We start from the raw sequence: 12,463 nt of genomic DNA on the forward strand, positions 1-12,463 counted from the left end.
CATGATTCAGCGTCCACAATCATAGTTGGATAGTACGAAAATAGTAATACTTTTTCAGTTGCATAGAACCATCTCCAAAGTCGGGGTCATCCTCCTTCAAACGCCCTTTCATGTGGTCGTAAGAGAGCTCCGTAGTGTCTTGTATGCATAGTACATGTTTATGTCCAACACACTCACTACCAGATAATTGCCTTATTCTATCTATTAGATCTTCCATATCCCAGTTCTTATTACGTAGTACTCTATAGGCACCAACTTTAGGTGCCTTATCTTCGAAGCACTTATTAATAACCGCACTCTGTTTCTCTACCATCTTATCGAACAAGCTATTAACTCTTCATTCGATTCTCTTATCTCCTCCGAGGGAGTCAAATATGTTGTTTAATTGCATATACAAAGATACTAAAAAACCATGACATACGCAAGTATTTTACTGAGTATCAATGTGTTATAATGTTAAAAAGATGTGTAGAAAGAGTAGCCCGCAGGGAGGGGCGTAGTATGTGAGGTTACCCCTATTAGGCTGCTAACACAGTTCTTGGGGAGTTTTATCTCTCACAGAGCTCACAGAGTTAACAGAGCCTTTTTGCGCACAGTTTCGAGCCCACAGAAGGCCTCCGGCATACAGAGTTCACAGAGCATTACTGCTAAAGAAGGGTGTTGGGTGATAGTTGTTAGGTGTTGATGATTAGCCATAGGGGTATCTCGGTGATTACGCCCCTCCCTTTTGGGGAGGGGAAGGGGGAGGGGCCTCTTCCTCATAGGGGTATCTCGGTGATCACTCCCCTTCCCTTCTGGGGAGGGGACGGGGGAGGGGCCAACTGGTAGTTAGTATGTGAGGTTACCCCTATTGGGCTGCTAATGATAGGAGATAGGCTGCTGAACATTTGGAGGACATGTAGGGGTATCTCGGTGATCACTCCCCTCTCCATTCGGAGAGGGGCTGGGGGTGAGGCCTCAGGTGGCTGTAACGCTCTGTGTTATCGGTTGACTTAATGTCTCTGTGGAATGCTGTGTGTTCTGTTCTTCTGTGTTCTTCTGTGAGAGAAAGAAAGGTCCTCCGTGAGAGATAGATTACTAGCCATGCAAATAGAAAATGTCAAGATATTTTACAGGCTGTTCCTCTCTACAATCGAGAAAAGGCCGAGCTTGAAGCAAGAAGAGGCTCTTTAACGTTCAAGAACATGCCCTTCTTGGTCCAAGAAGGGCGTCTTCTACGAGCAAGAAGGGCGTGTTCTTAATCGCTAAGTGTAAAGTTCTGATTTTCTGTGGGTTATATGCTTGATTATAGGGAGTGCTGTAGGATAGTTTTGAGGGTGATAGGCTCGGTTGTTTGTAAAGATATTTTTGTATTGTAAAGAGAGTAGTGTAGAGTAGTCGTAGGAGTGCTCTGGATATCAGATAACTCTTCCTTGGTATATTGGATATCGAAAAGTTAAAATAGAGAATAGTTCTCTCAATAATTTGGATATATCCGAATTATCTCGTATATTTGCACCTATAAACATATATACTATGAGCTTTCAGATAAAGGAGGTGAAATCCCTTTCAGGAGCTAAAGCACATATCTACTCCGTCATATTTGATGGTAACGATACAACCTTATTAGAACAATTCTTTAACGAGAACTTAACTAACAAGTACCTAAAGGTGATGTTCAACAAGATAATTGTTATGGCCAGAGATACGGGATGTCTTAAACAATTCTTCAAAGAGGGTGAGGGGAAGATAGCCGATGGTGTTGTCGCTCTCTCTGTAGGTAACCTTAGGTTATACGGGATATACTTTAACAATACAGTAATCCTTTTAGGCTCTGGCGGAGAGAAGAATGTTAGAGCCTACCAAGACGACCCCAAGCTTAATGCAAAGGTTGAACAGATAAAATATGTAGCCGAGAAAATAAACAAGGGAATTAGGGAGAGAGAGATTATTGTGCGTGAAGATGGGGAATTAAACTACGAGAACTTTGACGTGTATGAGTAAGATGAATGTAACTAAGGACGTTTTAAGTCAGCTTCTCTCTACTATTGATGAGGTTGAACTTAAGAAGACAAGCAACCGGATGATGGTTGCTGCGAAGATAGGCAGTGCCCTTAAAGATAAGGGTATATCCCAGAAAGCTTTTGCCAAGATGGTCGGTAAGACGGAGTCTGAGGTTTCTTCATGGCTATCGGGCGATAGGAACTTCACGATAGACACCCTTACTGAGATTTCTATAGCACTGAACATCACGCTGATAGACACTGAGGCGCAGTCGGCATGTTCTGTCCCTACGCACGTACTCTTATCTGAGAAGGGTCGAGGGACAGGGGCAGAGATTGCCAAGAAGTCATGTTGGACTTACAGTTTAAGCTATATTGATTGTAGAACAAAGACCGAGAAGGTGGGATAATGAGAAGTGGTGATAAGATAGAATATGGTATTATAGGAATGCAAGAAGACTCCTATAAGTTCAATTACGATACTGACTTTACACGAGTTAACAAAGAAAAGCTTGCCTTTCAGTTTGAGCATCGCATTAACGCAACGGCTGAGCCAGAGCGTATTGTTGTCTCAATGCGTGTCAGACTGATGTGCGATGGTGAGGAGTTAGTGCTGCAAGGCGTTAGAGCTGAGTTCGTTGTGAAACCTTTCCATCGCTTTGTTAACGACATGCAGGAGGCCGACTTGAAGGTGTCGAACCCTGCTCTTATAGATACCTTCATAAGTGTGTGCATCGGAGCTATCCGTGGTATGCTTGCAAAGAATCTGAAGGGTACGCCATTGGAGGAGGTGGTGTTGCCACTAATACCTATGAGTGTTATTAGTTCCAGTTCGACAGTACGAAAGAAATAGAGGCTAACAACAGGTGCAGCCTGTTGTTAGTCTATTGCGAGAGTACCTATATATTTTTATCGTATAATACTATGCGTTGAGTGGTACTGACCGCTCAACGCTGTTGTGATAAGTCCTACTTACCTCCTTCCCCTCACATATCTCTCATACAGGGGACGGAAGGTGGGGGGAATGGGGTGGGCCTTGGCTTGTTGTGAGAGGAACTCTATGGCTGCTTCTCGGTTGAAGGAGTCGGCTGTTGGGGAGAGTATCTTTTGGAAGAGCTGAAGGCTCCATGGGGAGGGATAAGCCCATAGCAAGGGGAGGATACCATCTACGTAGGCGTCTTGCTGACTGAGGGCGGCATGGCAGGCAGACTTGGCATACCACTCAAAAGAGGGGTCGTTCCATGTGGTGACGGCCTCACATCCTGCGTCGCTGACCGTTCCCTCTCGTTTCATATTGGCTTTCAGTAACCTGTTCATACGCCCGCGGTCGTTGGGATTCTTATACTTTGCGAGGAGAGGAAGGACGGCATCGTTGCCTTTGTCGGCCTGCTCAACAACCGTGGGATAGTAGGTCTTGTTCGGTTTGAAGTCTATTACCAACCCATCAGCAAACCCTTGTGGCTTCGAGTAGTCGAAGAAGATGAGGCTATCAAGGGCGTTACGTAGGTGTGCGGAGAGCTTGAGCTGGCTGTAGTCGTAGCCGTAGACGATGATAGCAGCACGGTTATAGGGCTCATCAGATTCGCTGCAACCAGACATGAAGTCTACGTGTGTCGTGTCGCTGAATGCCTGTCTCAATACGTCAAGTGCTTGGTTATCACCCTTATAGAGTAGGACTCGGAAGGCCCACAGGCGTGCTATGTGCGACGTGTCGGTGTTGGCAATGTCGACTAACTGGTCAGTTGTGGTGTGACGACTTAGTTGGTTGGCATAGACAAATTGCTTGGATGGTGTGCCAGCGACGCCTATCCCTCGTGTAAGAGCCATATAACGGCAGCGGTGGAGGGAGTCGAGAGCTATCTTGGCGGTGTCAGACAGCTGTGCAGATAGTCGTGCACATGCGCTATGGCTGCCGACAAAAAGAACCAAAAGGAGCAACGACAGGATAGCGTGTGCCCCCCTTTTGAAGACAGAATAACCCGTGGATAGAGGGTGACAGGGTATGGAAGACAGGGTAACAGAGTAAGACATATTTAACAGATGGGATTTATTTTGAAGACAGAATAACATAGTGACGGATGTAGACAGATGTTTTCTTTAAGACATAATGACATAATGACAAATGGAGACAGATGTACTTTTTTAGACAGAATGACATAATGACAAAAAGAGACAGATATTCTTTTTAAGACATAATGACATAATGACAAATGTTGAAGGAGTATAACTATATAATAAATAAGGTCGGTATGTTGAGCAGATAGCATGAGGGACTTTAATAAATGAGGTGAGGGTCTTTAACAGATAAGGTGGTGAAAGTATGAAGAAGAGTTTATCCAACCATATCAAACTATGTCCTGTTGGGGGCTCCCCTCCTTCGGAGGGGCTGGGGGAGGTCCCTCATCTCTCCTTCTCCACATACTTTTCAATGAGGGGGCGGAAGGCAGTTGGGACTGCATTCTGTTCTGATTTCTCTCTTAGGACGTTCATTACAACATCCTTGATGGTGAGGGGGTCGTTCCCAGAGAGTATCTTCTCAAATAGATGATAACTCCAAGGTGCGGGATAGTCCCACATGAGAGAGATGTAACGAGGGTCATAGTACAACCCCTTATCCTTGTCGGCTGCAAGACAGATAGTCTTCACATACCATTCAAAGTCGGGCTTCTTCCAAAAGATTTGGAGCATGTAAGCCGTGTCAGTCTGCTTCCCATTCTTCTTCAAGTCGAGCCTCAGTAGTTTATTGATATGGCCTATATCGTTTGGATTCTTGTATCGAAGGAGGAATGTCAACACGTCTGTGTTGCCCTTATCGGCCTCTTTAATAATGGTGGGGTGGTAGCGCTTGAGCGGACGAAGGTAACCAAGGAGGTCGTCCGTATACCCATATCGCTTCATGTAGACGAAGAACAACAAATTGTCGATAGGTGTCTGCATCTCTTCTGGCCATTTTGTGCTGGCACCATTATAGTATCGAAAGGCTAAGCGGTTATATGGTTCTACCTCATGTACTCCCATTCTCGACATCAGCCAGACGCTTGTTGTGTCGTTGATAGCCCTTCTCAGTATGCCAAGCACATGTTTGTTAGGTTCTTCTGATAGGAACCGTAGGGCCCAGAGGCGTGTGATATGCGATGGACTCGATGTGGCTAACGCTACCAGTTGGTCGGTAGTAGCGTTGTAGTATATCGAGTCTGCGTAGTCAATCTGTTCGAGTCTATAGGTAGGGTAAGTGCCCTTCTTCTCGCTTTCAGCAAAGTAGCTCTCTTTGTTTAAGGCGTCAACAGCCATCTTAAGAACCCTCCGCGACTCCTCCGTCTGTGGTCTTCCATTTCTGACACTCCGCCTTTTTTGCATGTATCTGTCGTATAGTGATTGGAAGAGAGGAGGCACCTCACCCTCGTCAGCTCGACTTTTCATGTATTCCTTATAGTCCTCGATGTCACTGTATCGGTCCTTTCCTGCGAGTACATTCTCGATGAGTTGATAGCTCCAAGGTGCTGGGTAGCGGAAGAGAAGAGGCAGATAAAAGTCTGAGTTATAGTATTCTGGCTTACCGATAACAGCCTGGCAAACATGCTTAGCATACTCCTCAAAGTCGGGTTTGCCCCATGTCTCGACAGCATTACGGCACATTGCAGACACCTCCCCCTCCTTTTCAAAGTCGGCCATAAGCAGTCTGTTGATACGCTGACGGTCGTTAGGATTCTTATACTTAACCAACAACGGCAAGATACCCACCCGTCCACTGTCAGCAGCTTCGGCAGCAGCAGCATAGTAGCTCGGCTTCGGTTCAAGCTGTTCGAGTATCTCTGTGTCATAGTCATAACGCCTCATAAAATCAAAGAAAGCCATACTGTCTATCGCCTCCTGCGTCTCCTTCGTCTGAACATTCTCCTGATCGAAGTAATAGTTCTTAAAGGCAGCGAGGTTGAACGGCATGTTTGAGTAGAGACAGCCATATCCTTCTTGCGTCTCAGTGGTGTCATTGACAGCCGCTTTCAGCACGTCGACCACTTGTGGATGGGGTTCCTCCAGTAGCAGTCTGAGTGCCCAAAGGCGTGTGACAGGGCTTGAGCCAGTCTTAGCAATCGTCGCCAACTGGTCGGCAGTGGCGTTTCGTCTGAGCCAATCAGCATAGTCGTATTGTGCAGATGGCGTCCCATTCGTCCCCAGTCGGTAAGTTTGTGCAAAGAGTCCAAACTTGTTTAGTGAGTCAACGGCCATCCGAATGCTATCGGGCAAGTCGTCCCTATCGGTCACCCCACCCTTGAAGCTACTGCCAAGGAGGGTTAGAGCGAGGAGAGTCACTACGAGGTAAGCATGTTGTTTAAGTGCGGGATAGTTCATCATTATTCGTTTTCTTCTAAGTAATCTACCAGCGAGATGCCAATTTTAAGGTTGCGTCTGCGGGCAAGTTGTTCCACTCTTTTCATCTGAACCGAGTCTAACGGGTCGTCAGTGAGCTGTTCGAGTACACGGATAGGACCAATGTGATTGTTGCCAAAGGGGCCTTTCTCAATGTGAGGCGAACAGTAGAAGGCGATGGCATTCAGCGACTCGTACACCTTTATAGAGTCGAGACTCGCATAGCTATAAGTAGACTGTAGCCTCTCCGTCAGGTCCTCCACCTTATAAACCCCTATCTTTTTTTTGTCGAAGAAGTCGTACGTTCGTCTTACGAGGTAGTCTCCGTCCTTACAGTAACAGGTGGCTGGGAGAAAGATGTCGGCCCCCAAGAGTTGACAGAAAACGGACATTAGCCACAGCGCAAAGGCCATCAGTGCACTGTAAATACGTATATACAGTTTCCATCTACTCTTTCGTGCGGCAATCATGAGGGCGAAGGGCGACAGTAGGGCAGTCCATATCAATGCGTAACTCAGTCCCCATCGCAGGTGGATGGCGTCATACATTAATATAAATATCAGTCCGTAGAGCCCTGCCGAGACAAGTTGTATCAGCATTATAATCGTTAGTTCCCAGCTCCACGTCCGTCCTTTCTGTCCTTCACATTGCTGTCTCTGCATCTTGCCAATGGTAGTTTCTCCGCAAATATACGGTTTATTTTCTTAAAAAGCAAGGGAGGAAAGTAAAAAAAGAACCGGCCTCACCCCCAACCCCTCTCCGAATGGAGAGGGGAGTAGTATGTGAGGTTACCCCTATTGGGCTGCTCAAAATTGGAGAATATGTAGGGGTATCTCGGTGATCACTCCCCTCTCCATTCGGAGAGGGGCTGGGGGTGAGGCTTCTGTTGGCTGTAACGCTCTGTGAAATCGGTTGACTTAATGTCTCTGTGGAATGCTGTGTGTTCTGTTCATCCGTGCGCTCTGTGAGAGAAAAAACTTTCCACGAATTAATACGTGTGCTTAAAACCTCCGTGACCTCCGTGTGCTCTGTGAGAGATAAACCTTCCCAACGTGTGAGGAAGTTAAGCCAAGAATCGGTGAGCGAACCTTTTTGTGATGATATGAGTCATACTTAACTTGCGTGAAAAACCTTTACAGGACACGACAAAGTCGCCCTTTATTTACGATGGGAATATTAGCAAGATACAAGAATATAATCAGCACGTTATCAGAGAGTTACGAACACGAATTGAGAACATGCCCTTCTTGCACCAAGAAGGGCGTCTTCAACGTGCAAGAAGGGCATGTTCTGGGATGAAGAAGGGCGTTCTCTTGTTCCAAGCTCGGCCTTTCCTCGAAAAGAGAGGGGTATGACAACTGAAATATATTGACAATTCCTGCTTGAATGTTTAACGTTCTTTTCCTCACAGAGCGTATGTTTTTCCTTTCATAGCGAGATAATTTAAGGGTTGTAAGGTATGTTTAGAGTATCACACATGAGTAGGATTAAACTTAATATCTTTCAATTACAATCATGATGAATACTATCAGAGGGAGTAGCTTTTCCTCTTCTCTTTCCCTTTTCCAACTCCCTCTTAAATCGTAGTTTTAGATTTACTGTCATTCTTGTCACGGCTTTTGTGTATGCAACCTACTGAAAGGAAGGTTATTGCGAGAAGTGTTAAAGATGACAACAAACTAAAAATAAAATAAATGAGTATATATGGGGTAGGTTTTTGAGAGCGGTCACAAAAAGAGGACTAAGCCCCGAGGGTGGGTCTTAATCCTTAACTGTTATATCTGAAAAGGCCCTTTTGGAGCAGCAAGGCGACAAGCTTGTTACTCCTCAATCTTAAACAGTTTGCTATGTTGTGACAGTTTAAGTACGATGTTTTCCTCCTTTTTTAATTCGTTAGGCAGCTTGTCTCGAAGAATTGCAACTACATATTGAATATCAACATGGTCGTTTGCCAATGTGCCAATATGCATTAGTTGGTTATCGTGAACAAGCTCTTTTTGGTCATTCACGATGAAGTGCAGACAAGGAATCTTCTCATCATCAGCAAACATGATATAGGCCATATCGAAGCAAGCTATCTCTCCTTGTTTCTTTCCAGTACTAAAGTTATCCGTCGCAAAAGGGGCAAACTTGTAAGTATTCTTCCCTTCCTTGTTTTTTACCAGACTGTATTCTATCGCATAACTCTCGCCATAGAGACGTTTAGAAATAGACGAATAATACTGATTGAACTTGTCAAGTTGTTTCTGAACCAAGTCTTGTTTGCTTTGTGAGAATAACCCATTATCAATGTCCTTTAATATCTCCTCATTCAAAGCGATAGCCTTGTCTACCTCTTCAATTTGTGCTATTCGCTGCTCTAATGCGCCCTTCTCTTGATATTTAAGGTTTAGCTGAGCAACAAGCTCATCAAGTGCTTCGATAGTAGCAGATTGTTGTAGCCTCTCTGCTAACCGTTGTTCTTGTTGACGCAAGGCCGATATATCCGTGTTACAAGCAGAGATAGACTGCTTCAACTGCGGTAACTCCGCTGAAAGGAAGTCTACTTTACGTACAAGCATCTCGTTGTGAAAAGCCAGCAAGTCCTCGAATGTATGCTGCAACGTCGTTATCATGGCCGATGCCTGGCGATAGATCAGTTCAAGTTGTTTGGTGTCAATATCAGATTTCTGGGCTTTTAAGTCTTCAACAGCTTCTTCTATTAAGTTATATCTAAGCTGTAGAGCGGTCTGTTTGACGGCAAGCTCGCTAAGAGAGGCTTTGACTTTGTTGAGTTGTTCTAAGTCTTTTTCGAAGTCTGGATTAAGGTGTAACTCCTCTTTCTTCGTGTTCAGTTCTGCAATCTCGCCTTCGACAAGAGCCAACTTGGAGCGTAGTGCACTTTTGCTGGCAGTCTTCTCAAGTCGACGCTTGTATTTATAATCTGTAGTAAGCTTCTTACTAAGTTCTTGTCTACGGTCGCCATCATCAAAGTTACAGCCGAACATATACAGATGTAGCGTCTCATACTCTATATCTGAAGTGTATCGGTTCAATGTTCTAAGCGTGTTTGTAAGGCGATTGTCATCATATCTAAAGTTGTGAGAGATGATTTGTCGGAAGGAAGGTTTCGATGTTTCAATACCCCATATAGCCTTTTCAAGTTCGCCCTCAAAGTCTTTCTTTTCTATCTTTTGGCCGTTGAACTCTAATACAGAACGTTTCCCAGAAAGGAAGTTACGCCTTACGATAACCTTCTTAGCATTCTCCGTAAATCCATCTGCCAGGCAAAGAGTAATCAAGACCTCAGTTTCCATGAGGAATTCTTTCACTTCTTTATTTACGACTTTAGGCCCTTCAGTCGCAGTGTAAATCTTATTTCCCTCCATACCAAAGCAGAAATCAATGAGTCGCAACACAGTTGTCTTACCCACATTGTTGCCCGTTTCCTCATTATCAGTGGAAACTTCATCAACAATGAGGTTTAACCCTTGATGGAAATCTATACGTCGGATCAAACCATGAACATTCTCTATTTGTAAGTATCTTAGGAACATAATATAACCTCCTCATTCTGAATAACAACACTATCAATCAAATACAGCCAATCTAAACACAGTAAGAAAAGGGAGAAAGAGATAGTTTTATGCTTATTGACCTCACAGAACAAGTTGGTCAAAGAGATACGATGTTCCCTCTGAACCACTTGTAACACAATCGCACCATTGTAGTAGATGCTGTCTTCTGGAGCTATGTTATCGGGTAAAAGCATACTATTCAGGCTTCTTGAAAATCTTACATCTGACAAAAGCGTCTACCAAAACTATCTTTATATTCATTTGGAGTTCTTCACGAGTCAACGACTCATTATACTCATAGTCTTTGTTAACTATTTCATACACCGACTCTAATAGCTTATCAAACAAGGCGTCGCCTGTTAGTTCTGAAGCTAAGTTAAGATATAAATCATGCAACGATGACAGAACTGTAAAGCTCTTGTTTACACCCTGTTCATCATACGCTCTATATATCTTATCTACCAATAAGCTGTAAACGGTATATTCTGAGATGACATCCTTCCACTTGTTTAAGCTATTGAAATCCATCTTTGGCTTAAGTTCGAAGGCCTTTGTATCAGGATTTACAGCTACTTCAGCGAGTGGTTCATCGGCAAGACGGTTAATAACGTACGTAATAACCGAAGGTCGACGCTCGTCGGCTGTAGCAGGTAAGATGCTTTTTTCAAGGTATGACGCCAATGCGCTGATGGTATCAATATCCTTGTCTAAAACGTCTCTTACTATTCGTTTGTCGTCATAACAATCCTTTTCAACATTAAAGCTAATGCCTTTAGGGACATTGAAATGATATTTCTTTAGATGAGAGACACCCTTTGATATGCAGACAAACTTAAATGTATAGCCTTCGTATTTAGATGGTTCAATCTTATTCAAAGAGCTTTGAACCTTTGTTTTACTATTGTCGGAAGATACCTGAATGATAGTTTTAGAAGAACAGTCAATCAAGTCTATGGCTTTAATATTTTGTTTTGTTAAGTTCGCATTCTGAAGTTTAAGACTATAGGTAATGTTCAGAATCGCCTTAAAAACATCTTCTGATAGGACATTAGAGTCGTGTAGATTAATCGAACCATTCAATCTAACCTCAGATGAAAGGTACGATAATCTTGATGTAATAATGCCTGTAAGACGTTTCAGCTCCATAGGTTTTTCACTTGATTGGCCCAGTTCTATGTTGCAAAAATACTCATTATTTACTGATTAACCAAATTTTTCCATGAAATGCTTACGTATAATGAGTCCTTTTATGACGTATGCTTTGTGAGTGGACGAGGTCTTTAATAATGTAAGAAATCATTACATCTTATCAAGCTAAACACCCTCTAAGCAGATGTATGGCGTTCCCTGCAATCATCTTTATAACATTCAATAAATCAGAAAGTTACAGATAGCGTTTGAGAACATGCCCTTCTTGCACCAAGAAGGGCGTCTTCAACGTGCAAGAAGGGCATGTTCTTGGTTGATGAAGGGCGTTCTCTTGTTCCAAGCTCGGCCTTTCCTCGAAAAGAGGGGGGTATGACAACTGAAATATATTGACAATTCCTGTTTGAAAGTTTAGCGTTTTTTTTCCTCACAGAGCGTATGTTTTTTCTTTCATAGCGAGATAATTGAAAGGCTGTAAAGTATGTTTGGAGTATCACGCATGAGTAGGTTTAATCTTAATATCTTTCAATTACAATCATGATGAATACTATCAGTGTGAGTAGCTTTTCCTCTTCTCTTTCCCTTTTCCAACTCCCTCTTAAATCGTAGTTTAAGATTTGCTGTCATTCTTGTCACGGCTTTTGTTTATGCAACCTACTGAAAGAAAGGTTATTGCGAGAAGTGTTAAATATGACAGCAAACAGAAAATAACATAAATGAGTATGGCCTTTTCTATCCAAGCGAATAGTTATGAGTTTACGAGAATATCTCTGAATAGCATTGTTATGACAGTTCTGATACATCCATGATTTGACATGCTTGATACAACATCACTACGTTTTTTCGTAGTAAACATTTGCTTACTACAAATATTTATAGTACTTTTGTATTGTCAAAAGAATACTATGAGAATATGAAACAGAGGAAGGAAATGATGGAGGTTACGCCCGAAGAGCGGGAACTCCTTGAGGGTATAAGAAATTACAATCGGTCTTTTCCAAACGGATACCCCGAGCTCTTGTGGGACTTACAACAACTCTTCGACTCAATGGTTCGGTCATCATACGACGAATAAACGCCCTCTTCCCCTCCTTATCAGGTGGGAGAGCATATTAAAACATAAACAGCATACAAATATGGAAACAGTAATGACAAAACCAGTAGTGGTTACAGATATGAAAAGAAAAGTACAAGACATCCTTATGGCTGTCTCATGGCGGGATTTTGCAGGAACCTATTTCCAGAAGTCATCGTCGTGGTTCTACCACAAAATGGATGGTATCGACGGTAATGGAGGAGCAGGTGGTTTCAACGAACAAGAGGCTGAACAGCTGCGAAATGCGCTTATGGACCTGTCTGCTCGGATACGTCGAGCTGCTGAGAATATATAGGTGAGGTTCTCATTGAGCC

Annotated in this window: 11 protein-coding genes; 4 read left to right on the forward strand and 7 right to left on the reverse strand. The window is 43.4% G+C overall.

Annotated features, from left to right (window positions below; translation table 11 throughout):
* Positions 1-19: 19 nt before the first annotated feature.
* Complete coding sequence (locus HMPREF0666_RS00655) at positions 20-313, reverse strand: hypothetical protein (protein WP_009010337.1); 294 nt, start codon at positions 311-313, stop codon at positions 20-22.
* 1,151 nt (positions 314-1,464) lie between these two features.
* Here HMPREF0666_RS00655 and HMPREF0666_RS00660 point away from each other — a divergent pair.
* From HMPREF0666_RS00660 to HMPREF0666_RS00670, 3 genes are read left to right on the forward strand one after another with little or no spacing between them, the layout of a single operon-like run.
* Complete coding sequence (locus tag HMPREF0666_RS00660; RefSeq protein WP_198010528.1) at positions 1,465-1,983, forward strand: hypothetical protein; 519 nt, start codon at positions 1,465-1,467, stop codon at positions 1,981-1,983.
* The gene (locus HMPREF0666_RS00665; protein ID WP_042855800.1) at positions 1,976-2,392 is read left to right on the forward strand and encodes a helix-turn-helix domain-containing protein; all 417 of its coding nucleotides are present in this window, start codon (positions 1,976-1,978) and stop codon (positions 2,390-2,392) included. The genes HMPREF0666_RS00660 and HMPREF0666_RS00665 overlap by 8 nt, the downstream gene beginning before the upstream one ends.
* Positions 2,392-2,835, forward strand: a complete 444-nt coding sequence (locus HMPREF0666_RS00670) for a hypothetical protein (protein WP_009010340.1) — start codon at positions 2,392-2,394, stop codon at positions 2,833-2,835. The genes HMPREF0666_RS00665 and HMPREF0666_RS00670 overlap by 1 nt, the downstream gene beginning before the upstream one ends.
* A 119-nt stretch (positions 2,836-2,954) precedes the next feature.
* Here HMPREF0666_RS00670 and HMPREF0666_RS00675 read toward each other — a convergent pair whose 3' ends face one another.
* From HMPREF0666_RS00675 to HMPREF0666_RS00700, 6 genes are all read right to left on the reverse strand, one after another.
* Positions 2,955-4,013 carry a hypothetical protein gene (locus HMPREF0666_RS00675; RefSeq protein WP_009010341.1) on the reverse strand — a complete coding sequence of 353 codons (1,059 nt, stop codon included), beginning with the start codon at positions 4,011-4,013 and terminating at the stop codon, positions 2,955-2,957.
* Positions 4,014-4,382: 369 nt separating this feature from the next.
* On the reverse strand, positions 4,383-6,335 hold the full coding sequence (locus tag HMPREF0666_RS16035; protein WP_009010342.1) for a hypothetical protein: 1,953 nt from the start codon (positions 6,333-6,335) through the stop codon (positions 4,383-4,385).
* On the reverse strand, positions 6,335-7,012 hold the full coding sequence (locus HMPREF0666_RS00685; RefSeq protein ID WP_009010343.1) for a hypothetical protein: 678 nt from the start codon (positions 7,010-7,012) through the stop codon (positions 6,335-6,337). Before HMPREF0666_RS00685 ends, HMPREF0666_RS16035 begins: the two co-directional genes overlap by 1 nt.
* Positions 7,013-8,170: 1,158 nt before the next feature.
* Entirely contained in the window at positions 8,171-9,886 is a 1,716-nt protein-coding gene (locus tag HMPREF0666_RS00690) for a DUF2326 domain-containing protein (RefSeq protein WP_009010344.1), read from the reverse strand.
* Positions 9,877-10,101 carry an ABC-three component system middle component 6 gene (locus tag HMPREF0666_RS18595; protein WP_009010345.1) on the reverse strand — a complete coding sequence of 75 codons (225 nt, stop codon included), beginning with the start codon at positions 10,099-10,101 and terminating at the stop codon, positions 9,877-9,879. The genes HMPREF0666_RS00690 and HMPREF0666_RS18595 overlap by 10 nt, the downstream gene beginning before the upstream one ends.
* Before the next feature lies 1 nt (position 10,102).
* Complete coding sequence (locus tag HMPREF0666_RS00700; RefSeq protein ID WP_009010346.1) at positions 10,103-11,053, reverse strand: ABC-three component system protein; 951 nt, start codon at positions 11,051-11,053, stop codon at positions 10,103-10,105.
* 1,136 nt (positions 11,054-12,189) lie between these two features.
* On the opposite strand from HMPREF0666_RS00700, the gene HMPREF0666_RS00710 reads away from it, so the two are divergent.
* A complete protein-coding gene (locus tag HMPREF0666_RS00710; RefSeq protein ID WP_009010348.1) occupies positions 12,190-12,444 on the forward strand; it encodes a DUF5053 domain-containing protein in 255 nt (84 codons plus the stop codon).
* The last annotated feature ends 19 nt before the right edge of the window (positions 12,445-12,463 follow it).

This window comes from Prevotella sp. C561, assembly GCF_000224595.1.
Taxonomy (GTDB): domain Bacteria; phylum Bacteroidota; class Bacteroidia; order Bacteroidales; family Bacteroidaceae; genus Prevotella; species Prevotella jejuni.

Bases quoted from the DNA above. Each gene is read 5' to 3' on its own strand.
- HMPREF0666_RS00655 (WP_009010337.1), bottom strand. From the start codon at position 313: ATGGTAGAGAAACAGAGTGCGGTTATTAATAAGTGCTTCGAAGATAAG.
- HMPREF0666_RS00665 (WP_042855800.1), top strand. From the start codon at position 1,976: ATGAGTAAGATGAATGTAACTAAGGACGTTTTAAGTCAGCTTCTCTCT.
- HMPREF0666_RS00670 (WP_009010340.1), top strand. From the start codon at position 2,392: ATGAGAAGTGGTGATAAGATAGAATATGGTATTATAGGAATGCAAGAA.
- HMPREF0666_RS00675 (WP_009010341.1), bottom strand. From the start codon at position 4,013: ATGTCTTACTCTGTTACCCTGTCTTCCATACCCTGTCACCCTCTATCC.
- HMPREF0666_RS16035 (WP_009010342.1), bottom strand. From the start codon at position 6,335: ATGATGAACTATCCCGCACTTAAACAACATGCTTACCTCGTAGTGACT.
- HMPREF0666_RS00685 (WP_009010343.1), bottom strand. From the start codon at position 7,012: ATGCAGAGACAGCAATGTGAAGGACAGAAAGGACGGACGTGGAGCTGG.
- HMPREF0666_RS00690 (WP_009010344.1), bottom strand. From the start codon at position 9,886: ATGTTCCTAAGATACTTACAAATAGAGAATGTTCATGGTTTGATCCGA.
- HMPREF0666_RS18595 (WP_009010345.1), bottom strand. From the start codon at position 10,101: ATGCTTTTACCCGATAACATAGCTCCAGAAGACAGCATCTACTACAAT.
- HMPREF0666_RS00700 (WP_009010346.1), bottom strand. From the start codon at position 11,053: ATGGAGCTGAAACGTCTTACAGGCATTATTACATCAAGATTATCGTAC.
- HMPREF0666_RS00710 (WP_009010348.1), top strand. From the start codon at position 12,190: ATGGAAACAGTAATGACAAAACCAGTAGTGGTTACAGATATGAAAAGA.